This window comes from Neobacillus drentensis (assembly GCF_036965645.1).
GTDB lineage: Bacteria > Bacillota > Bacilli > Bacillales > Cytobacillaceae > Neobacillus > Neobacillus drentensis_D.
Genome location: NZ_JBALPZ010000036.1, coordinates 7,180 through 31,630 on the forward strand (window position 1 = coordinate 7,180; position 24,451 = coordinate 31,630).

Annotated in this window: 12 protein-coding genes; 5 read left to right on the plus strand and 7 right to left on the minus strand. The window is 42.1% G+C overall.

From position 1 onward, the window contains the following. Positions 1-203: 203 nt before the first annotated feature. Together V7266_RS07240 and V7266_RS07245 are read right to left on the minus strand one after the other, a co-directional pair. On the minus strand, positions 204-341 hold the full coding sequence (locus V7266_RS07240; RefSeq protein WP_335467070.1) for a hypothetical protein: 138 nt from the start codon (positions 339-341) through the stop codon (positions 204-206). A gap of 91 nt (positions 342-432) precedes the next feature. Further along, positions 433-1,692: a C40 family peptidase gene (locus tag V7266_RS07245; protein ID WP_335467072.1), complete on the minus strand. Its 1,260-nt coding sequence runs from the start codon at positions 1,690-1,692 to the stop codon at positions 433-435. Positions 1,693-1,927: 235 nt separating this feature from the next. On the opposite strand from V7266_RS07245, the gene V7266_RS07250 reads away from it, so the two are divergent. Then, entirely contained in the window at positions 1,928-4,855 is a 2,928-nt protein-coding gene (locus tag V7266_RS07250; RefSeq protein ID WP_335467073.1) for a S8 family serine peptidase, read from the plus strand. Between the two features lie 522 nt (positions 4,856-5,377). Here the strand turns inward: V7266_RS07250 and V7266_RS07255 are convergent. The 5 genes from V7266_RS07255 to V7266_RS07275 all read right to left on the minus strand — a co-directional run bounded on the left by V7266_RS07255 (position 5,378) and on the right by V7266_RS07275 (position 12,109). After that, positions 5,378-5,872 (minus strand): carbonic anhydrase, encoded by a 495-nt coding sequence (locus V7266_RS07255; protein WP_335467075.1) that lies wholly within the window; start codon positions 5,870-5,872, stop codon positions 5,378-5,380. A 19-nt stretch (positions 5,873-5,891) separates the two neighbouring features. After that, on the minus strand, positions 5,892-6,257 hold the full coding sequence (locus tag V7266_RS07260; protein WP_335467091.1) for a DUF2294 domain-containing protein: 366 nt from the start codon (positions 6,255-6,257) through the stop codon (positions 5,892-5,894). 95 nt (positions 6,258-6,352) lie between these two features. Continuing rightward, on the minus strand, positions 6,353-8,962 hold the full coding sequence (locus tag V7266_RS07265; RefSeq protein WP_335467077.1) for a DUF2309 domain-containing protein: 2,610 nt from the start codon (positions 8,960-8,962) through the stop codon (positions 6,353-6,355). After that, positions 8,959-10,494 (minus strand): NADH dehydrogenase subunit 5, encoded by a 1,536-nt coding sequence (locus V7266_RS07270; RefSeq protein WP_335467078.1) that lies wholly within the window; start codon positions 10,492-10,494, stop codon positions 8,959-8,961. The genes V7266_RS07265 and V7266_RS07270 overlap by 4 nt, the downstream gene beginning before the upstream one ends. 421 nt (positions 10,495-10,915) lie before the next feature. Further along, positions 10,916-12,109: a HupE/UreJ family protein gene (locus V7266_RS07275; protein ID WP_335467080.1), complete on the minus strand. Its 1,194-nt coding sequence runs from the start codon at positions 12,107-12,109 to the stop codon at positions 10,916-10,918. Between the two features lie 266 nt (positions 12,110-12,375). On the opposite strand from V7266_RS07275, the gene V7266_RS07280 reads away from it, so the two are divergent. From V7266_RS07280 to V7266_RS07295, 4 genes are all read left to right on the plus strand, one after another. Continuing rightward, a complete protein-coding gene (locus V7266_RS07280) occupies positions 12,376-18,429 on the plus strand; it encodes an Ig-like domain-containing protein (RefSeq protein WP_335467082.1) in 6,054 nt (2,017 codons plus the stop codon). A 482-nt stretch (positions 18,430-18,911) separates the two neighbouring features. After that, positions 18,912-21,062: a S8 family serine peptidase gene (locus tag V7266_RS07285; protein ID WP_335467084.1), complete on the plus strand. Its 2,151-nt coding sequence runs from the start codon at positions 18,912-18,914 to the stop codon at positions 21,060-21,062. A 187-nt stretch (positions 21,063-21,249) separates the two neighbouring features. Next, on the plus strand, positions 21,250-23,556 hold the full coding sequence (locus V7266_RS07290) for a hypothetical protein (protein WP_335467086.1): 2,307 nt from the start codon (positions 21,250-21,252) through the stop codon (positions 23,554-23,556). 549 nt (positions 23,557-24,105) lie between these two features. Beyond that, positions 24,106-24,451: hypothetical protein (locus tag V7266_RS07295; protein ID WP_335467087.1), on the plus strand; the 346-nt coding region annotated here is incomplete at its 3' end.

Consider the following 24,451-nt stretch of genomic DNA (forward strand, 5'->3'; position numbering starts at 1 on the left):
GGCAAGGAGGAAAGCGAGGCGGCACTGTCTGAACAGGACGAGTCTTCGGACAAGGTAAAGGTGGAATCGAGGCGGCAGTGTCCGAACAAAACATGTCTTCAGACAAGCCAAGGCCAAATACGAAGCGATACTGTCCGAATGCCTATCAAAAAAACGTCCTCCGCAATAAATCCATAATAATCCCAATAACAAAAAACCAGCCCCTATAAGGCTGGTTCCGAATTTACATCATCATGATTGGATAAACTAGATAAATGCTCGAATAAATGAGTAAGATAGCTGTTCAATTCAAAACCATCTTCTTTAACAAACTCCGATAATAGCAATAATTGACCATTCATATCTCCCATCTCCTTAGAACGTCTTTACTATTACTATTCCCAAACTATCACTCTCTTATACATAAAAAATCTCCCAAACTGGGAGATTTTTTTAATAGAGACGCTTAATTGCCGCGAAATGAGAAGTATAGTATGGACTATGTAAATTCGAAATCATAATGCCATGAGTCGCATCAGCTTGAATGAATTGATTCTCATTAAGATAGATTCCCACATGGGAGATACCTTGCTTATATGTATTTTCAAAAAATACAAGGTCGCCGGCCTTCGGTGTGTTCACATAATAACTGCGATCATAATAGCCTGCTGCCGAGGTGCGCACCAGAGATTTACCTGCTTTATTGGCAACATAATAAATAAATCCGCTGCAATCAAACCCGGAAGTCGTACTGCCGCCCCAAACATATGGGATTCCTATTAAACTCTTAGCTACTGAGATCATCTTGGCCGCTGTATCCGTATCCTGTGCCGGTGTTGGGGCAGGTGCAGTAACCGTCGTAGTTTTACCAGTAACCGTAAGTTTTTGCCCCACATAAATCATGTCAGATTTCAGATTGTTTAATGATTTCAAAGCAGTAACAGTCATATTATAGATTCCTGCAATTTTTCCTAGAGTATCTCCGCTTTTTACCACATACGTGCTAGTTGTTCCGGTAGAAGGCTGCTTAGACGTAGTAGGTGCTGGAGCAGTAGTTGTAGTAGTTGTAGTAGGCGTACTAGCACTAGTTTTGCTGGCATTGACCTTAAGCTTCTGCCCCACATAAATCCGGTCCGATGTTAATTGATTGAGTGTTTTCAACTGCTGAACGGTCATCCCATATTGCTTTCCAATTTTCCCTAAGTAATCCCCGCTTTTGACAGTATAAGTGGTAGTAGCAGTTGTAGTTGTAGTCGTATTCGTAGTTGTAGTAGTCGTCGTTGTGGTCTTCGTTGTTGGGGCGGTAACCGTCACGGTTTTACCCGGTGCTGATACCTTTAAGACTTGCCCAACGTAAATGACGGTACTCTTCAGGTTATTCCACTGCTGAATCTCGCCGACCGTTACATGGAAGCGATTAGCAATCTTAATCAGGGCATCCCCTTTGACAACCGTATAGGTGGTCTGCTTGACAGCCTGAACGGAGGCAGTCGGTGCGGTAGAAGATATCTGAAGTGTTTGGTTGACATAGATCACATCAGTCGTTAAACCGTTCAATTTTCTAATATCTTCAACACTGGTATGATTTTTCTGAGCGATTTTCGAGAGCGTATCGCCCTTTTGAACCTTATAGGAAGCGGCTAGAGCGGAGCCGGCAAAAAACGTCGAAAAGAGAGCTGTTGTCGAGAGAGTACGAACGATAGTTTTCTTCATCTAGTAAAAATCACCTCGAAATTTCATTATTTTATTAATTTTACCATAGTTTGCTAAAATTTCGGGACAAAAAATTACGAAATACGCAAAAATATTAAAAATAAATGAGAAAATCGTCAGTAGATTAAATTTTGATAATCTAGTAGATATTGGCACTAAATTTCCAAATATATAGTATAATAGATTTATTATTAGGACTTTGTACATACAGTTTGATCATTTAGGAGGATTTTTTGTGAAAGGTAGAAAGATAGGAAGTCTCATATTAGCGGCGTTGTTGATCACCACTTCCGTTCCTGTTGCAAGTGCGAACTCACAGGCTGCAAGCGGCAAGGAAACAAAGACCGCCAATGTAAAAAAAGGCAGCCACAAGGTAACAGGAATAGTAGAAGTAGCGAAACAGCAGGCAAAATCGCAGGCCGCAGCAGTTAAAAAAGCGGTGGCACCATCCTCCGAAAAAACAGAGTTTTCGAAGGACGAAATTCTAGTTAAATATAAAACAATGGTGAAGGCCCAAGACGTAGGAACAGTCGAAAAAGGGGCGAGTATCAAAAAGTCGAAGGACCTAGGTTCATCAGGTGTTAAATTATATAAAGTTCAAAATGGTAACTCCGTCGACAAAACCCTCGCAAAGTTAAAGCAAGACAAGAACGTTGTCTATGCTGAACCAAACTATAAAATAAAGGTTAATGCCGTAAACGACCCTTATTATAGCAAGCTATGGGGACTTAAAAATACAGGTCAATTTGTGTACGACTCTTTTGGAACAGCGGGCATGGATATTAATGTAGAAGAAGCTTGGAAAAAAACAACAGGGGCAAATGTTGTGGTAGGGGTTGTGGATGAAGGAATCGATATTAACCATACCGACCTCAAAAATAATATTTGGGTAAACACGAAGGAAATTCCAGGGGATAAAATCGATAATGACCATAACGGTTATGTCGACGATGTCAATGGCTGGGATTTCGTCCACAAAGATAACACGGTTTATGATGTCTCAGATGGTGACGAGCATGGAACCCATGTGGCCGGAACCATCGGAGCATCAGCTAATAACGTAGGCGTGATTGGGGTAGCCCCAAACGTTAAGTTAGTGTCTCTTAAATTTTTGTCTCCAGATGGAGGATATACCTCTGATGCCATTGAAGCTATCCAATATGCACAAAAGATGGGCATTAAAATATTGAATGCTTCATGGGGAGGAGATCAGTATAGTCAGGCACTTTATGATGCGATTAAGAATTACGATGGTCTATTCGTAGCAGCTGCTGGCAATGAGGGGATCAACACGGATTCTTTTGGAAGCTATCCATCGGCCTTTGATCTGCCGAATATCCTTTCAGTTGCTTCCGTTGATAGTGATGGGTATTTATCCTACTTTTCCAACTATGGCGTGAAAACGGTGGATGTGGCCGCACCAGGGGAGAACATCTATAGTACAGTCCCTTCCGGCTATAAATACATGAGCGGGACCTCGATGGCGACGCCGCATGTAACGGGAAGTGCTGCCCTTGTTCTAGCCAGCCATCCACAATACACGGCTGCGGAAATCAAACAATCGCTTATGGAAAATACGAAAAAGTTATCATCTCTTTCAGGGGAAGTGGCCACAGGCGGCTTGATTGATGTTGGAAAATCCGTCACCTATAATGCAGATGACGATATTCCGGGAGTAGCTTTAACGGGTTCAAAGGTGACGGACAGTTTGAATCAAACATCAGATCTAGATGATGTATATGCGGTCACTCTGTCTAAAGGTGAAAAGCTGACTGCCAATCTATCAGGGGCGGCCGGAACAGACTTTGACTTATATCTCTATGATTCCAAAGCAACTACGACTCAATCGAGTGACGGTATCTTGAAATACTCGGAAAAAACGGGGACGTCTAATGAAAGTGTGACCTTTATTGCACCGTATGCGGGTACTTTTTATTTGGATACCTATGCCTATAGTGGAGTAGGATCGTACACTTTATCCGTTACATTAGGAGCAACAGCTGCAAGCTATGATAATAAAAGTGAAGTCTTGAATTATGTTTCTTCGGCACCGTGGGATGTCGTATCTAATTCTTATGCATCAAGCGGTTCCTATTCGACCATTAATGCAGCCAAGTCCAGTGTGGCATTCGTCTTCAATGGGACGGGAATCCAATATAATGCGATAAAAAATGCCCAGCAGGGGATTGCCCGTGTCACATTGGATGGGGCAGCCCAAAATGTCGATCTTTACTCAAGCACCGCGAAGTATAATACGCCGGTATTTGAAAAAGTGGGTCTACAGGCGGGAGTGCATACCCTTAAAATCGAGTGGACTGGATTAAAAAATGCGCTGGCACGTAAATCATCGACCGCGATCAACATCGATTCGATTACGGTCACAAATAAGCAAAGTATAGCTGTTGAAGAAAATAATGCAGCTGTCACTTATAGTGGAAGCTGGACAGGGGCCTCCTCTTCAAGTCTTTCAGGCGGTACAGCAAAATATTCTGCCACAAAAGGCAGCACGGCAGAACTTAAATTTACGGGTGAAGAAATTAAGGTCTTAGGCTACACCGGTAATAATAGAGGGAAAGCGGATATTTATGTAGATGGAAAACTTGTAAAGACAGCAGACCTCTACTCCAGCACCACAAAGTATAAAGTCACGCTCTATGAAGCAGCCAATCTAACAAAAGGTTCTCATATTGTTAAAGTGGTTAATAGAGGGGAAAAAACAGCAGCATCCACAGGGACGGGCATTACGCTAGATTCCTTTGTGATTAGCCAAAAATATGGCAGTTACCGGGTAGAGGAAAATACATCATCCGCAACTTATAAAGGCACATGGAACACGAGTTCTTCTGCAAATCATTCTGCGGGCACGGCTAAATACTCTAGTGCCACAGGTAATGACCTGGAGTACACTTTTACAGGACGCGGAATCACGCTACTAAGTTACACGGGTCCGGATAAAGGCATGTCCGATATCTATATCGACGGAAAGCTCATGAAGACCGTGAATATGTATACAAGCTCCACCCAATACCAAGTCCCTATATATAGTGTAAGTGGTTTATCGCTGGGATCGCACAAGATTAAGGTGGTAAATAAAGGAGCAAAATCAGCGGGATCTACTGGAACGATGATTACGGTTGATGCATTTGACGTTAGTGCCTACTAAAGACAAATAGGAACGGGTTCCTTTTCCTATAAGTTTTAAAAAAGCATCGCATTTTTTTACGGGTTCCGTTAACTATCGCAAACATTAAAAATGACCTTCAAATTGTATGGTAATTTGGAGGTCTATTTTTGTTGATATAAAGGGTTTTTGATAATTATTTTGGGAGAAAATGGAGTGCAATTTGTATCTGTTATAACTGAATGTTGGTTTAACTGCGTATGAAAAATAAACGGTAAAATTCCGGTTAAATTAGGAAATACCCATATTTCCGTAAAAATAAGGGTAGTTTTTCCGTTTATATTATCCAATTCTTTGGATTTTGTCCTATTTAGAGCAGTTAATCGGAATATCTCCGCTTATACCCGCTTCTTAAGCTTCCCCCTATGTACATTAGCAGGAAATTCTCCGTCAATGAATTCTCATACCTACACAAAAATCGATACGGAGAAGCGGAAATGACTTGCAAATTTCCGAAGAATTAGCCATTAAACGCAAAATAGCGAGGGTATAAGATACAAGAGCTTACCTTCTTAAAGACGCAAATTCTAATTGATTTTCATTTTTGATTAAGTATTCTGTAACCTTCACATCTGAAGGAATCAACGGATGATTTCGTATAACACCGACAATATTTTGCATACGGCTGGATGAAGTGGTGTGTCCCTCTAGCCATTCTCTCATACTGCCCTGAGGGAACTCCGAATTGCAATTTTTAAACAGATAATCCAATGTTTGCAATTTCTCTTGTAAACCTTTATTTTCATAGAGTTCCATAAGATTCTCTCTATTACTCAATCGATCATCATTTGATACAGTTACGAATATTTCTTCAACATTTTCCTGATAAACCGCCAGGATGATGTCCCGCATGAAATCACTGAATGGTGAAAGGATGGGTTCATAACATGGAAAGATGAAACGATTCGGTTGAAGACTAGTAATCTTTTTCACGATACTTTTCGAATCTTGCTCCATTCCAATCACAAACAATACTTTTTTCTTTTCATTCATATTCATTAAGTTCACCCCATTGTTGTTATGACAATAATTTTTCCAAATCTCCTGATAGTTTAAAGATCATGACCCTTTCACCGGTTTGGGTGCTGATATCGGTATGAAAACTGATTACTTCCTGACCTGTTAGCGAAAAGATAATCTGATTGATTTCTTCTAGACCGGATTCCACCAAGCTGTTTCTTATCTTTTTGATGGATAACAATCCCTCTTTATCCTTACATAGGGAATATTCAGCAGGGGTTAATATTCGATGCAAGGTAACAATGATCATATCCCGTAAGATATCAGACTTAACCGATAAGGAACCACGCCCAAGATAGCTTTTCTCCCATTGCGTTAATGCTTTACTGATTTCAGCTTCAAGATTGCCTTTTGACTTATCCATATTAAGCCCGATCCCTTCTGTACGATTAATTGGCTGCGTCATTTTATAACCTATAATAGGTATGACATAAAAATTTTTTCCCATCGAAGCAGGCGCTAAGACCAACTCTTCCAATTTCCTTCCGGATCAATCGACGCAAGCCGAAGCCATCCGTTTTGAACCTTTTGTTGGAAATTCTGATCCTGAATCAACAACCGTTCCACATATTCCTTTGGTGCTTGGATCACCACCAGCAGCCGCAGCGGGGAATGATAGGCCATATCATCCGATTGCATGACCGACTGCCAAGGAAGTCCGACTAATAAGTCACTGGCGTTCCCCTGCATGACTCCAATTCCTGCTGTCACCGTTTGGGTTGCTTTATTTCCGCTGCCATAATAATGAGGGGCAACGGCGGAAGCGTAATATTGCAGGTTAATCATCTGACAAACCGTTGCCGGTCCAGAAATAATGCCGGAAAGAAGAGAACCATCTTTATCCTTTTTCCAGTTATAGTTGTGTAAAAAGACTCTTCCCTCTAGATCGTGGTGCCGGGTCAGCTTTCGTTCCCCGATCACGAACGCTGCATTACCCGCCAGCCCCCATTCCGGACGTATCTCACTCCAATCTTCTGAAAGGCGCTCCGCTTCTGCTTTAGGGTTTTTGAAGCTACCTTTGAGGGCGGGCAATTTCGCGATACGCTCGGCGTTTGCCTCTTCACTAACCTTTGGCAGTACAGCTTGAATACGGGTAAAAGCGGCTTCAGCCGTATCTGAAAGTTTTGGAAGATAGACCCAATGTAATTCATCAACCGTTGTCATATGCTCCGCAGCCGCAAAGACGGTATCGTTCGGAATCGAAATTCCCTTTGCCTCGAGGGACTTCCTTACAGTTGGAAGGTTACACAAAGTGGCGAGCACTCGCGCATTAAAAGCACTTGATGCTCCACCGCATGCCCCGCAATCAAGAGAAGCGGCATATGGATTATTGGTACTGTGGCTGCCATGTCCGCAAATTACCACGAAAGGCGCGAAACGATCGGTGAGTCCGATCATTTTTAAAGCCTGTTCCACATACTGCACTTTCTCCTCCTCTGAAAAACCAATCGGAATCTCTTGTTTAGAGGTGTGGATCCGGTCAAGCGTTAAAGCTGCCTCAGGTTTTGCCAGCCATTTGTCAAGGAGGTTCTTAAAGAGGCGACCTGTCCTTCTTGGCATAAAACTGCGGGTCAGCGTTTGCGCACCAATCCATGGTCCGCTGATCTCTGGCAGCAACAAGCTTGCCAGCAGGTTGTGCTTCATTGTTTGAAACGTATTCGTAAGAGAATGTACGGTGTGCAGCCGCTGGTAAAATGGTTTCTGTTCAGATTCAGGCAAGTATTCTTTTACTTGGAATTGCGGCTTTGATATGACCGGCAGGGAAGGATGGCTATGTCCGCTTTCTAGTTTACAGGTTTCAATCGGCAAGCCGAAAAAGCCAGCTGCTCCAAAGGTTTCTACACCATCTGTTTGTTCCAGTTTGCGGCGAAAGGGCTCTGACCGTACATCAATACAAAAGACAAACTGTGCCAATGCAGGCTTTATTTGATCCGAAGTCTGCTGCTTCGAGATGATTTTTTTCATTAACTGATCTTCATATGTTTTTTCCCAAGCTTCCATCCAAAGTCTATTGCGGATTATCTTATCAAATCGCCAAGCAAGGGTCAAACGAGCCTTTTGTTCGACAGAAGGCAACTGTGGCCATGCATTGATTGGCAGGTTCCCCCAATGGAGCCAGGCAGCAATGAATGATTCTAGGAGCACTTCATCCTCCTTTTTTTGCTTAGGAACAGGAAGAGAAGGATGAATCAATACCAGCTCCATGGAAACTCGTACAGCCAAATAGTCAGTAAGCAATGAACTTTCCTTTATTTGTTGCTGCGAACGCCAAAGCATCATTCCTGCCCATCCTGGCAGGGCAAGCAAATGTGCTTCAAGATAGGCTTGAACCTCTGAATCAGCGATTCCTAATTGAGTTAAGGCTTCGTTTAAAGCCATGTCCGCTTCTTTCGGCCAATTTTTTAGCTGCTTTCGTGCCGCAGGACGTATGGCTGGGTCAAAGGAAACCATTCTACGCCAGGCATGATAGAAACCTTCCTCGCGATTCGGCATAGACCAGACCGCCTGAGACTCATCCAAAAACAATTTACACCACTTAATCATATGGCGGTTAAGATCCTCTGAAATCCCCTCATCGCAACTCTGATCCAAACGCTGACTAAGGGTTTGCACGGAAGGTCTTGCCTTTATCACTGACTGAACGCTGCTTAATTTCTTTGCGATTCTTTTTACTTCGGGAAGTACCGTCAAGCTGGAAGCCGGCTGATCCTGCAAAAGGGCAGCGCGGCAATACTGCTCTGCCGTCTCGCGCTGGAGTTTGAAAGACTGCTGGTTAAGCCATTGCTGAAGTCCTTCTTCTAGAAAATTCAAATCAATTTCTCCCTGATTCCGTGCGGTCTGCAATACAGAATCATGGGGGAAAAGCTCTAAATCACAAATGTCTTTAAAACGGCGTGCCGTTTGTTCAAAAGACTGCCGCTCTAAGCCCGTCCAGGGGCTGCGTGCTGCAAACTGGCTAATAGGACCAAGCGGGGCGATGACTTCGCTCGCTGATTTTACTAAATCCTGAATATCAAGATCTTCAGATACCTTTTCCCAATGTAATGTTCTGGCTAATGTCGGTGTCATCTATATGACCTCCTATTAGATAGATATTTCATCAAATATTGTGGATGGCTTTCAACTACATCTTGGTGAGGCTCACCTAAATGAACGAGCCAAAGATAAATAACCGTGAATAAAGTGGAAGTTCGATTAAGCGCTAACCATAAACCAAAAGAACTGCCGCCAAGCAAGATAAACAGGACCAAGATGGCTGCAGGTGCAGGCAGTTGACTTCCATTCAGAACCGTTTCATGTAAAAGACGGCCTAATGCAGTATGGATGAGGTAGAACATGAACCCCGCTCCTAGAAGCAAAGTAAGTCCAGCCATTCGACCAACACGACCGTGCCCAAAAGCCACAAGACTGTTCCAAGCAAATATCACGGACCATCCTAAAATGAAGGTACTTATCATTTGATAACCCTCTCCATGAGAAGTTAGCCAATAACCAATCCCCGTAAGGAGACCTAAGATCCCTCCAGTCATGATCCACAAAAAGGGCAGCGGGCGGTCCTTTTCAGAAGAAGACTCCTTCTCATGAAGCGCGGATCCGGACTGTAAGAAAAGGCTCGCTTTAAATAGTCCATGTAAAATAGCATGAACGATGGCTGCCAAATAGGCGCCTAATGCACACTGAATGAGCATAAACCCCATCTGGGCAATGGTTGAGCCAACCAGTTGCCGTTTATAGTCTACATGGACCAGCATAATCCCGGTCCCCAGCAGCACGGAGATACTGGACAAAACGAGTAACAAAATCTGTGCTGAATCGCCGTTAAAAAGCGGTGCGAAACGTGTCAGCATGAGACCACCGGCATTCACGATACCAGCATGCATGACAGCAGAAACAGGCGTTGGGGCAACGACGGAGTCTAATAGCCAACGCTGGAAAGGAAACTGTGCAGACGGAATGACCATTGCCACGATCAAAAGGAGATTCATACAGGTCCTCTCCCATGGAGCAAGTTGTCCTAAAGTGTTTTTCGCAAGCACAAGCGATAGCTGCCAATGTCCTGTAGCTTGTGTAATCCAGGTAACAGCAAGCACCAAGATAAGCCAACTGAGTAAAAAGAACCGTCCTGAAATGTTGGCAGCTTTTCTGGACACTTGCCACTCCTTATTTAATCGAATAAGCCCTGTCAGTCCTAAAAGAGTAACTCCCCAAAAGACCAGCAAAAGGTGAAGATCATTACTGATCCAGGTAAGGGTATTGGCAGACGTAGTGATGGTAATCAGCGTAAAATATTTTCGATAAGAACGATCACCGAATAAGTAACGAACAGAATAGCGTTGGACAATTAACCCAATGGTAAGAACAAAAAGGGCTAGGAGCCATGATAGGGAATCAAAATGCCAAGGACCAAACAGGAAAGATCCATTGTTAGAAACAAGCCCCAACAAGGCGACGATGGGTGGTAATGAAATAATACCGATATGAAAACGAACAAAAGATAAAGGAACCCTTACGTATAGCAGGAATAGGGCGCTTAGCAAGGAAACGGCAAGCACGAAAAAAAAGACAGTTGGAAATGATATAACCTCAAGAAAATGGAACACCTAGCTCTCCCCCATAGAAAATAATAGATACAAAGTTTTTACTTCCATACAGTATTTTTCTGTTGAAAGGGCTTTAAAAAACAAAAAAACCGGCAATTTTTAAAGTGATGGTCATTTTAAAACCATCAAACTTTGAAAATTGCCGGTTTACTTTTAACTGCCCAATTCGGCTATTAAATAGTCTACCTATTATCGAATTTTACTCCTTTTAAGAAGGAATAAAATAAGACTTCTATTTTCAATAGATTTCCTTTTTCACAAAGCCAATAGGAGACTATTAACTGTATGCTAAAGTAATCTATTTGATTATGAAATTCTTTAATCGTTATATTTATGCACTAGATATTACTCTTTATAAAACATAGTGTCAAGTATGCTTGAACAATATTTACTTATACTTGCCCTTTTGGAAGATTCCAATTTATAGGAATAATCGCTGGAACAGCCAAATCGCTCCCAACGCAACAATGGCATACGAACCATAGAACACAATTTTCCCATAGATTTTTAACTTAAACAAATACGCTAACAATGGAAGCAACAATAAAACAATCGTCAATTGGACAGCCTCAATGCCCAGATTGAAATTAAGCAGCGCCACAGCCAGATGACTCTTCGGAATGTTCATCTCTCGTAAAATTGTCGCAAACCCGAGACCGTGAATCAAACCAAACAAGAAGGTGATGCCCCAGCGATAGCGGATTTCTTTTCTAAAAATATTCTCAGCCGCCACATAACAAATACTAAAAGCAATCGCGGCCTCAACAAACCGTGATGGCAACGTGAACCATCCTAAAACAGCTAAACTGAGCGTAATACTATGCGCAATCGTAAAAGCCGTCACAATCGCGGCATACTGTTTAAAGGTTTGCTTCCGCAGTAACAGGGCAAGCAAGAATAAGAGGTGATCATAGCCAGTTAATATATGAAGCATCCCTAGTTTAAAAAAGGAGAACCACGACGTGACCGCTGGTTTTTCAACAGGCTTCGCCGCGGACTCTGGCTGAACCTGAGTGGTATCCGGCTGCTGTGTGGTCTGGCCTTGCTCCTGCTGGACCTCGGTCACTAAAAACGTCCAGGTCCGCTCTTTTCCTTGAATGACGCCTTCACTCGATTCGCCATAAATCGAAGCCGTGATTAGGTCAACATAGTTGGTAGCTGTATCATGATAATAAAAACCATCATCATAATTAATCGTGTCACCCGGTGCAAAGGCCGGAAATGTCATAGTAGTAGATAAATATTCTTTATTTTCTTTTTTAACGAGTTTCATAGACTCGATTGTTGGAGTTTGCTCCTTATTTCCTTTATCAAGGGTGAGACCTTCCTCAATTAACTCTTCCAAATGGTGTTTATTCTTGGTAATTTCAGATTTTTCAAGGACAAAGTTTTTGTTGGCATCGAGTTTGGGTACTAATTCTATAACGGATAGCGTATCAAGAGTAAATACCACTTCGGTGTGTTTGCTGTCCATTGTTATTTTTGTGTAACTAGCACTATAGGCATGTGCTTCAGCGGGCTTAGGAGATAAAATAAACGCAATCAGAGAAAGTGACAGCATAATAGTAGAAAGTAGTCGCTTAAAACCCAGGAATGACGGAATTTTTTTGTTCATAAAAACCATATAGCCCCCTAAAAACTATCATGAAATAATAAAGAAAGATAACGCATCTCTTTCATCTAATCACATTTTAAGGTACTCGTATACAGTTGGATAGAATTTCTAACATGAATTTGTAGTAAAGATTGTAAATCCTATATGATTACGAAAGAATATTTTGTAGAATATTAGTGTAATTTACAAAATTAAGAAAGAGAAAGAGGGGGCAGCAACAAGGGAATTAGGGGTTTAAAAAAAGAAGTTAAAAGGGTGGAGTATGAATGAAGGGGAAGAATAGGAAGCTTAAGCGCTGGACGAGTACGTTCATGGCAGCACTTCTATTGATCAGCACGTTTTTGCCGAGTGGTCTAATAGGCAGAGCGCATGCGGAGCAGGCTGATCATGTGGTTATCTCTCAATACTTTGGGGGTGGAGGTAACGCAGGAGCTCCATACAAAAATGACTTTATAGAACTATATAATCCCACTGATCAAGATGTAGTCCTTGATAATTGGTCTGTTCAATACGCATCAGCGGGTGGAACATCATGGCAGGTTACTACATTAAAGGGAACGATTAAAGCTCATGGCTATTACTTAGTAGGTGAAGGAGCAGGTGCAGGAAATGGGGTTGACCTTCCAACACCAGATACTGAAGGCGCCTTAACCATGTCTGGAACCGGAGCGAAAATAGCCTTATTTAAAGATAAAACTACGGCAGCATCTGGCGCAAAACCAGCAGATACCGTAGACTTCGTTGGAATGGGTGGTAGTGCTAATGCTTATGAAGGTACAGCAGCTACTAAAGCTCCATCTAACACAACTAGCGTTCAACGTCGGCCATACGCAAACGTAGACCCAGCTCCGGGCAAAGGAAACGCCTGGGATACAGATGATAATGCTGCTGACTTCTACGTTGGAGCAGTTGCGGCTCCACGAAACACAGCAAGCCCAACAGAAGCTCCAATGGTTCCCGTAACCAGCTTACAGCCAAAAGGGTTGAATATCCAATTCCTTCAAGACGGCGCATCAGCAAAAGTAATAGGGAAACCGGAAGCTGCAGAACCAGGGTCAACCGTAATGGCCTATGAAACCGCAGCAAAAGGAACGGCACTTGGTATCGCCACAGCCGCTGCTGACGGCTCATTTGAAATTAATATCAATAAGACACTAACTTCTGTTTATATCGCTTCAACACAAGAGGGCCTAGCTGAAAGCGGAGCGATCCAAATCAACGTTGCTTCACCAAGCTCACCAGTGACTCAAGCCAAACTAAGCTTTGCAGTAGCGGATGGAGCAGGTACACTAATTGGCGGCACAGGTGCAGCTGCAGCGAATGCCAAAATCAATGTATACGCAAATGAAGCAGCAACCGAAAAATTAAACACACAAGAGATTACAGCGGGAACATCGGGTGACTTCACGGCTACGATTAACAATGCGCCTAACACTGTTTACGTAACCCAAACGACCAGCTCTGCAAAAGGAATTATGCTGCAAAGTAATCCAGTATCCGTATCGAAGGCCGATACAACCACAGTGACGAAAATTGCAGACGTTCGTGTGTCCGATACAAAAGGCCAACCAGTCAACCTTAACAAGTACTTCACCATCGAAGGTGTGGCGACCGTTGATAATCAAATCCTTGGAACACAAAAACAAAACCTTTACATTCAAGACGATACAGCGGGCGTCAACATCTTTAGTACTTCCCTGGATCTAGGCTATAAAATCCTTAAAGGGGACAAGGTTCGTATCACAGGGAAGGTTCTTTATTACAGTGGCTTAACGGAATTCGAACCAACTTCAATAGAAAAAATTAGTGAAGGAAATCCTATTCCAACAGCTAAAACCGTAACGATCAATGATTTAAATACCTATGCAACAGCAGAACCGCTAGAAGGCAGCCTTGTAACGGTAACAGGAAAAGTTTCCGCAGTCGCTGCATCAGGCGCCAACTACAACGTTACCTTTGTGGATGAAAATAATAAAACTACCACACTAAGGGTAATGGCGACAACAGGCATCAATCCAGATAAAGACCTTGTCACTGGAAAAAGCTATACCGTGACAGGTGTATTGGGACAATTCACATCTAATGCATCGGCAACAGGCGGATATCAAGTTTATCCTCGCGATGTACATGATATTGCACCAATCTTAGGCATTACACACACAGCATTAACACAAGTCTACAAAGAGGCAAGTGTAGAATTTGAAGCTGAAGCTGCCGGTGCTGAATCGGTAACACTTTACTACCGAGCAACAGGTACATCTGATTATACAGCGGTGCCGATGGTAAACGGAGGCGACGGGCGTTATACGGTGACATTAGCAGCGGCCAATGTCCCTCAAAGCGGCTTTGAATATTACATTGAAGCAAAAGCAGGAACACAAGTACAAACAGCTGGAACAAGTGCAGCTCCATATCCAGTAACCTTAATTGATGATACCACTGGACCAGAAATTTCAGGTATAACACCACTAGATACAACAAAGGTAGAAAGCCCAACACCAGAAATTTCTGCTTTAATCGATGACGCAAGCGGTGTAGACGAATCATCCGTTCAACTGTGGCTGGATGATGAAGAACTAACAGCACCAGCGGCAACGATCAGCAGAACACAGGTGAAATATACACCACAACAAGACCTTAAGCTTGGAACACATACCGTAAAGGTTGCAGCTAAAGATTCAAAAGGAAACCGAACTGAAAAATCATGGACATTTGAAGTGGTCCCTCGTTTTACAGGCGGAAATCACTACCGCGGTACAACGCATAACCATACAAACATTTCCCATGACGCAGCAGGAACTCCTGAGGATGCGTTAAAAGCAGGTAAATACCATCATTACGATTGGTTTGCCTTCTCGGATCACTCGCACGATATCGACCCTGAAAAATTGGGAGAAGACACAGTAAATCGTACGACCGAAGATGGTAAGGCTGTCCCTGAACGTTCCGGCGGTTCGGACTGGCAATTAACGAAAGATCTTGCTAAGAAATACACAACAGATGGTGATTATGTAGTATTCCCAGCATTTGAGATGACTTCAACAACTTGGGGACACTCCAACATCTTCGGTACCGATAACTTTATCGACCGAAATATTAACGGCAAGCAATACCAAGACTTAAGCCAGTACTACGCATGGGTGATGACATACGATGATATCGTGGGTCAATTCAACCATCCGGATATGTCAGCCAATGCGTTCAACAACTTTAAGCCTTATGACGCGAATGTTGATAAGCTATTCACCATGTTAGAAGTAGGAAATGGTTCCGGCCACTACGGATATGCGAATGCCGAAACGAAATTCTACTCAGCGTTAGATTTAGGCTGGCACGTGGCACCAACTTACGGGGAAGACAACCATGAAGGAACATGGGGACAAGTTAATGCCCGTACCGTCATCGTGGCGGACAAACTTGACCAGGCATCCCTTCTTCATTCCATGCGTAATATGCGCGTTTATATGGAAGAAGATCCCAACTTCACATTAGACGTATTAGCAAATGGTTATTACATGGGTTCAACAGTCGACAGCAAAACACTTAATTTTAATATTAAGGGAAGCGACTTAGTAGCAGAAGCTCATAACGATACGGATTATAATTATTTACCAACAAGCTACAAATCAGATGATAGAATCCAAAAAGTCGAACTCATTACAAACGGTGGTAAAGTAGTCGATTCGTATGAGCCAATGACGAAAGACTTCTCTTGGAAACCGACCTATACAGTTACAGGCGGCCAGCAATGGTTTGTGGTAAAAGTAACCCAAATGGACGGCGAAAGAATTTATTCTTCACCAATCTGGTCAAAAGAAGAACCAGTGGACGTAAAAGTAAACAGCATTGATGTAGACGGCGGCGTCGTAATCGGCGGCAACCCGGCAACATTAAAAGCAACCGTTGCAAACAACGGTACACAAACCGTGAAAAACCTAAAAGTAGACTTCTACTATGATCAAGTGAACGAAGCCAACTTTATTGGAACAAACAATATTTCTTCCATCCTGCCGAAGGGTTCAGCAACAGCATCAGCAATCTGGGCTGCCCCTGTAATAGGCGACCACAAGATTATCGCTGTTGTCACCTCATTAGATGGTCTGGATTTAGGAAATACACAGTTTGACTTACCAGTTAAAATTAAAGAACCGCTTGGCGTGAAAGTATTAATCGATGCTAACCACGGCAATGAAAATACTTCTGGCGACAGCGGAACGTATAAGGATAACTTAAAATCCTTTACCTTAATGCTTCAAAAAGAAGGCTATACCGTAGCTGAAAATAAAACAGCCCTTACGGATGATGTATTAAGCAGTGTGAAGGTATTAGTACTCACACACACAAGATCAGCTCTATCAGCAGACGAAAATGCGGCTGTTGCGAAGTTTGTACAAAATGGCGGTTCTCTATTAATGGCAGGGAAGAGTAATAACAGCACAGACCCTACCATTAACAATGCGCTTCTTGGCCAGATTGGCTCGGCCATCCGCATGGGCAATGACGGAGTCTTTGACTTAAGCAAGAGCGGCAACTTCTGGAGTGATCCAACCGTCAGCCCTTATGCTGTCAGATTACATCCAGGCTTAGTTTCAAACTTAATCACTGACCGAGTATCGTTTATTGATTACTACAGTGGAACAAGCTTATCAGGAGCCGATAATAAGGCATTAACAGACAGCGATAAGGTGACAATCCTTGCCAAAGGAAATGAAACTACGTATCAAGGCAACATTAAAGGCGGATACACCTACGATCCGGTCTCCGATGAAACAGGCGGTTCAGCGATTCCAATGATTGCGTCTGAAGAAATTGGTACAAACGGACGGATTATCGTTTCCGGTATGAACATCTTCAATGACAAACAAATGGATGAATCGTATGAGCCAAAAGGCAACGACGAATTCACTCTAAACGCCGTCAACTGGCTGGCACATCGTGAAACGAAAGTGTCTAACATTGCCGATGCACGTTCGAAAGAGGATGGCACAGAGGTAGTGGTAGAAGGTACAGTAACAACAGGAGCAGGCAATTTCTTCGATGCGTTCTACCTGCAGGATGAAACCGGCGGTATTATGGCATTCCAAGAAGTTCCGGAAGGCTCGCTGAAACTAGGCGATAAAGTACGTGTTCACGGACACATCAAGACATTTGAAAATAACAAAGAATTAGAGTTTACAAGCTTTGCTAGCGATGTTATTAAAATTGGTTCAGGGGATCCTGTCCAACCTAAGACAGTTAGCACGGGTGAAGCAACATCTGCTGCGAACCAAGGTTTCCTTGTGAAAGTAACAGGAACAGTTAAATCGAAGTATGACGATAATTCTTATGTAATCAACGATGGTTCAGGAGAAGTATTAGTCTTTACAGACGGATATATCGTCAACCAAAGCGGTCCTGTTCCTGCTCTGAAAGTGGGCGACACGTTAGAAGCAGTCGGTCTTTCTGGCGCATTCTCAGAAGGCACACGGATCCGTGTCAGAGACACAAAGGAATTGGTTGGCTTTGATAAAACCGCTCCTGAAGTACCAGCCGTAAATGGAATAACAGATAAAGATGAAGTCATCACTGGTACAACAGAAGCCAATGCGGCAGTGAAAGCTGTGGCAGGCGGCCAAGAAATTGGTACGGCAACAGCTGATGGTGATGGCAAATTTACAATGACAATTACAAAACAAACAGCAGGAACTAAAGTTGCTGTAACAGCTACAGATGCCGCAGGCAATGCTAGTACCGCAACAGAAGTAACCGTAATCGATGTAACAGCACCAGATGCCCCAGTCATTAACCCAGTAAACGATAATGATGTCGTGATTACTGGTAAGGCAGAGGCTGGCGCGACGGTTGTGGCTAAAGTGAATAGCCAAGAGATTGGTACAGCAACAGTAAGTTTTGATAGAACCTATTCTATTAACATGGAAAAGCAAACAGCCGCTTCAACCATCTCGATTACAGCTGTTGATGCTGCTGGCAATACTAGTGAAGCAACTCAGGTAACGGTTACAGATGAAATAGTAACGAAGGTAAGCGTAACAACAGCTAAGCCTGGTACACAGGTATTTAAAGAATCGATTCAATTTATCGCAGCCTCGGAAGGAAGCAGAACTCCTGAATATCGTTTCTATATCATTGATAAAAAGGGAGATACGATCTATTCGCAAGATTATGAGGTAAGCAATACATTGAATTGGACAGCTAAAAATCCTGGCACCTATACAGTTGTGGTCGAGGCAAAAGATCAGTTTAATTTCGGTCTATTCTCAACTTACTCTGAGGCAAAATCGGAATTAACCTTTGAGGTTGCTGCAGGCAAGGCAAAGTAATGTTTTTTAAAAGCTTAAATGTTTTTTCATAGTTTGTTCATATACAGAAGATAGAATGAGGACATGGAAAGGAAATGCTAATTTAACTTTTTCATGACCCCCTTTTGCATAGAATTTGTCCGGCCTAGTGCCGGATATTTTTTTGTTCAAAAAAGGGAAGATGCACTTAATAAAATCAGGTGAGGGGGTAGGCCGATAAATTTTAAAATGGCAGGTAATTTTTCAAAAAGTGTCCGGTAAAATTCGAAATCGGCAGGTATTTTGCCAAAAGTGTCCGGTAAAAGTCCCAAACTGGCAGGTAAATCCTCAAAACCAGCTGGTAACCCCCCTCGAAGCCGTCAGTGGAAGCACGAGAACCGTCCCCACGCTCCTTCCTCTAATATATTTCTTAAATCCTACAAAAATGGGAATATAGGACAATTTACCCCAGTATATTAGACTCGTATGGTTTTACATACTAAATTGCCGATGGGAGAGATGGTATGAGGAAGAAGACTACAGCTTTATTAGTAAGTATGGGATTACTGTTTGGCAGCATCCCTGCGTTTGCAGCAGGCAATCAGTCAGATGGGGGAGCCCAAAATGTCAAAAAGGCAACAGAAAAATTCAACTCGGTGATTCAAATTCCGGAACAGAGTCCTCAAAGCAAAAAGGTAAAGGCCACTTATAAAAACGATGCGGGTAAAAAGCATAAAGAGGGAGAAGTCATCGTCAAGTTTAAGAATGCCTACACAACAGAAAGTTTAGGGGCTCTTACAACGAAACTTAGTTTGAAGACGAAAAAGAATCTAGGTAATAATAATACGAAAGTCGTAAGCTTCAATAAGAATATTCCCATTGAACAAGTGCTTAAATCTTTAAATGATTCAACGCTAATAGAGTATGCGGAGCCAAACTATCTAATTAAACCAGATGCCGTTTCCGATCCACTGTATGGCGAATTATGGGGAATGAAAAATACGGGTCAGAACATCCAGGGGGTAACAGGTAAAGCAGGTATTGATATCGGTGCAGAAGGCGCTTGGGCTATAACAAAAGGTAGTTCAACTGTTGTCATCGGTGTTATCGATACCGGGGTAGACATTAACCATCCGGATTTAAAGGCACAAATCTGGAAAAATCCAGGTGAAATCGCGGGAGACGGCATTGACAATGATAAGAACGGTTATGTAGATGATGTCAATGGCTGGGATTTCTATAACAAGGATAATACCGTATTTGATGCAGCTGATGGGGATGAGCACGGCACACACGTCTCAGGAACCATTGCAGGAACAGCCAATACAACAGGTGTAATTGGTCTAGCTCCAAATGTAAAAATTATGCCGTTGAAATTCCTCGGTCCTGATGGAGGATATACAGACGATGCGATTTTAGCAGTCAATTATGCCAAAGCAAAAGGGGTAAAAATCACTAACAATTCCTGGGGTGGAGGAGGCTTCAGCCAAGCCTTATACGACGCCATTAAGGGTTCTAACTCTCTGTTCTTAGCCGCAGCCGGTAATGATGGGACAAATAATGACTCAGCACCACACTATCCATCAAACTATGATTTGCCAAATATTATATCAGTAGCCGCCCTTAACAATACTGGTAATCTAGCTTATTTCTCCAACTATGGTGCTAAAACCGTTGATATTGCTGCGCCTGGTCAAGATATCCTAAGTACCGTACCAGCGTGGTTTGGAGATTATACCTATGCCTACGATTACTTCAGCGGTACTTCGATGGCAACGCCGCATGTGACTGGGGAAGCGGCATTGATTCTTAGTAAGTTTCCAACCTATACTTCAGCGGTAATCAAGGATGCGATTCTGAAAAAGTCAACCGCTCTTTCTTCACTGAGCGGGAAGATATTAACTGGTAGTATGGCTAGAGCAGACAAGGCGCTTGTGGTTCAATCAGACAATGACATCCCTGGCATTGCATTCCCAGGCACCAGTGTGACCAATACGCTAAGTTCTACAACAGACTTGGATGATGTTTACTCAATTAATCTAGTGAAGGGTCAAAAAGTCACGGTAACCTTGTCCGGAGCAACTGGTACGGATTTTGATATTTACCTATATAATAGCAGTGCAACAACAGTGAAAAGCAGTGCGAATATTGTGGCGTATTCCGAAAAGGCAGCCACTTCAAGCGAGACCTTTACGTACACGGCTCCAGCAGATGGCAAATATTATTTGGATGTTTACGCCTATAAGGGAGCAGGCAGCTATACTGCTACTGTAAAAACAGATGCCATTGCCGGTGCCGGAACCTACGAAAATACAGCCAAACAAATTGGATACACCCCTTCATGGAGTACGGTTGCCAATACCAGCACATCAGGTGGATCCTATGCAACGACCAACACAGCGGGAACAAAGGCTCAGTTTACCTTTAATGGAACATCTGTCACCGTAACAGGTCTGAAAGCCGCCACTCAGGGATATGTGAAGATAACGCTGGACGGCGTCATTACGCAAGTAAGCCTTTATTCCGCCAGCACACTCTACAAGCAGAACTACTTTACGAAAACGGGCCTCACGGCAGGAAAGCATGTTCTCACTATCGAATGGACAGGAAAATCTGCGACAGGCGTGAAAAAGTCCGCCACCGCCGTAAACCTCGATTCAATTATTGTCAAGTGATGTGAAAATAGGAAGAACCGGGCGAATTATTGCCCGGTTTTCCTATTGTACTAGTACCTATTTAGGGACTATCACCAATAAAAAGGTCAAAAAGCAGTAATTTTTTTCAAAATTTTATATTTTAAAATAAAGAGTAATAGAGTAATATTATTCTGTATACAAAATATGTAAGAAATGAGGGACTTTTTTGCTAAAGGTTAGAAAAATTTTAATAGCTGCTTTAGTCATGATCGTACTTGGAGGAAACTTCCTAGTGGCAAGACCTGCTCTCGCTTATGGTGAACAAGCTACGCCAATTAGTGTCAACAAGTTATATGATGGTTCACTGCAAAACAGTAGCGAGAAGTACTATACTTTTACCCTGACAAGTGATGGAGTTGTCACTTTGTCTATGTTACGAAATATCAACAGCAGCTGGTATACCGTATTATCAGATACAAATGGAAATTCAATTGAGTATTTCTCTACTGCTTATGGGACAACCGCTGCTGGCTATGAGGAAAGACAAGTGGGACTTCCGAAAGGTACATACATTGTAAGAGTGTCGAATAATTATAACGGATATACAGCGCCATTTAGATTTCAGGTAAAGTTCACAGCAGGTAGCAACTACGAGAAGGAACAAAATAATACAGCAGAAACGGCCAACCCTATTTTGTTGAACACCTCTTATAAAGGGGCTATTCAATATAGTAGTGACAACGACTACTATGTCTTTACTACTCCAGCAGATGGAAATGTGACCATTTCCACAAAACGTAATCAAAAAAGCAGCTGGGGAATCACCCTATATTATGATGATTTAAAGAAAAGTCAATATTTTGATACAGGATACGGCACAACCGCTACGGGCTATGAAGAGCGTCAATATGGTCTGCCGAAAGGGACGTATATCATTAAGGTGAATAATAGTAACTCTGCTGAAGACATTGGTTACGACTTCCAAGTTAAATTCACGGCAGGAAGTCAGTATGAGAAGGAACAAAACGACTCGTTTGAATTTGCAAATCTTATTCAATTGAACAAAAGTTATAACGGGGTTATCAATGATTACTATGATAAGGATCATTATGTTTTCACAGTGCCTAACGATGGGAACATAACCCTCTCAATGAAAAGAGATACAAAAGCAAGCTGGTACGTGAGTCTCTATTCTATTGATGGTGGAAAATTATATAAAACATTTTCAACAGCCTATGGATCAACAGTAACTGGATATGATGAAAAACAAATCGGCTTGCCAAAAGGGACCTACATTGTCAGAATCCAAAATCAGACATCTTCTGAAGATATTCCGTATCAATTTCAGGTAAAGTACAGTGCTGGGAGCTATTTTGAAAAAGAGGGGAATAACAGTTTCCAAACGGCTACTCCGGCAGTATTAAATGCAGTATATAAGGGAGTCATTCAAGATTATTCCGATACGGACGCTTATAGCTTCACTATTACAAAAACACAACAGGTACGGGTATCTATACCGAGAAAGCAAGGTGCCAGTTGGTCTGTATATCTCTATAATGAAACAGGAAATTCCATCGGATCGTTCAGTACAGCTTATGGATCGACCGTAACAGGAAATGAAGAAAGAACCTATGCGTTGGAACCGGGAATCTACTACCTTTCCATAAATAGAAATTATGAGGCAATAGATGTCCCATACGAATTCGGCCTATGGACGACGACACCAATGCTTGCCCCAAACCAAGTGACGGTAAAAAATAATAAAGGAACATCCGATTCGATTACCGTTAACGGCCTTGGAACGGGAGATGTAGTGAAAGTCTACAATGCCTCAAGTGGCGGTACATTACTTAAATCAGGCACTGCTGCATCAACCGGAGTGGCAGCCATGAGTGTTACTCAAGTTGGCCAGAAGTCCGGTAAAATTTATGTAACCGTGACAAAGTCCGGTTGGAAGGAAAGCGCTAGAACGGCTGTGGAATTCATAGGTGAACAGTCCAACCCGATTGTAACAAGTCAGGTGAAAATAGAAAATAATAAAGGTAAAGCAGATGTGATGACGATTAGCAGCCTTGGCAATAGTGATGTTGTAAAAGTATACAACACCAGTGGTAAATTGATCGGAGCTTCCATGCCAGCTGAAGGGAGCCAATCAGTGATTGCATTTGTCCAGCTCGGACAGACAGCAGGGAAAGTGTATGCGACCATAACAAGAGCCGGAATGACAGAAAGCACGAAGACGGCCATTTCTTTTGTGGGTGAACAGACGAATCCTTTGGCGGTCAGTCAGATTGTTGTGACGAATAATAAAGGGAAAGCAGACACAGTTACGGTATCATCTATTCAAATCGGAGATAAAATTACGATATTTGATGCTAATGGCAAACAAATCGCCTCTGTCACAGCAACCACTACTAAAGCAATTACCTCTGTGACGCAACTAGGAATCTCAGCGGGCAATGTATATGTAACCTTAACCCGTACGGGAATGGTAATGAGTGGTAAGACAAAGGTTAGTTATAAGGCAGAGTAATAAAGATGACCATCATAAATCTTATCGGTACGTTAAACCGATAAGGTTTATTTTTTTTTGAGATTTACGTGCGATAAATCTAAAAAATGACCGATCTATTTGTACTAATTGACAAAAAAATAAATAGTTTAACAGGAAGAAAGAACTAATGTTTTTTTGAAAGGGGAGAACAAAATGGACAATCATCAAAGAGTTAGGAAAAAAGGTTTGCAACACACCGGTTCGTCATCGTAATAACTTGTGCAAACTTATTCAGTCTTTGAAAAGTCACAAAATCTTGTCAGTTGACATGCTTTTACCTTATTTTCTTGTATTTACCATACTTTTCATAATTCATAAATTTAAGTATATATAGTAAAATTTGTATAATAGATAGGAAAAATGTAAAATTCATAGGTTGAGTAGGGAGGAAAGAATATTTGGATTAGGAATATCCTAATAGCCTTTTGGACCTTTTATTAAGAGGTTGCGCTAATAGTGAAAATTTAAGAAATATAAGGGGTAATTGAAAACTTATAAACATAATGTAAAGAGAGAAGGAACTAAAGCGTGAAACAAAGAGTAGTAATGTTTTTCTTATGTCTTATTTTATTAATGAATTATTTTCCATTTTCTTATGCAAGTGCCGAAGTAGATAATCAAATCCCTAAGGTAGAAAGTATACAGGTAACTCCTCTTGATGTTAGCGTAGGGGACATTATAACTGTAAAAGCAAAGATAACGGATAGTTCGGGTGTAAGTGCATCAAAGGTAGAATTTAAAACCCCTTCTAGATTTAGTAGAGACATCTGGTTGAAGTTTAATAGTATATCAGGTTTATGGGAAGGAACTTATCAGGTGCAATCAACGGATGAACCAGGGACGTGGACATCTAGTTATATGTTTCTGGAGGATA

Bases quoted from the DNA above. Each gene is read 5' to 3' on its own strand.
- V7266_RS07240 (WP_335467070.1), bottom strand. From the start codon at position 341: ATGAATGGTCAATTATTGCTATTATCGGAGTTTGTTAAAGAAGATGGT.
- V7266_RS07245 (WP_335467072.1), bottom strand. From the start codon at position 1,692: ATGAAGAAAACTATCGTTCGTACTCTCTCGACAACAGCTCTCTTTTCG.
- V7266_RS07255 (WP_335467075.1), bottom strand. From the start codon at position 5,872: ATGAATATGAATGAAAAGAAAAAAGTATTGTTTGTGATTGGAATGGAG.
- V7266_RS07260 (WP_335467091.1), bottom strand. From the start codon at position 6,257: ATGGATAAGTCAAAAGGCAATCTTGAAGCTGAAATCAGTAAAGCATTA.
- V7266_RS07265 (WP_335467077.1), bottom strand. From the start codon at position 8,962: ATGACACCGACATTAGCCAGAACATTACATTGGGAAAAGGTATCTGAA.
- V7266_RS07275 (WP_335467080.1), bottom strand. From the start codon at position 12,109: ATGAACAAAAAAATTCCGTCATTCCTGGGTTTTAAGCGACTACTTTCT.
- V7266_RS07280 (WP_335467082.1), top strand. From the start codon at position 12,376: ATGAAGGGGAAGAATAGGAAGCTTAAGCGCTGGACGAGTACGTTCATG.
- V7266_RS07285 (WP_335467084.1), top strand. From the start codon at position 18,912: ATGAGGAAGAAGACTACAGCTTTATTAGTAAGTATGGGATTACTGTTT.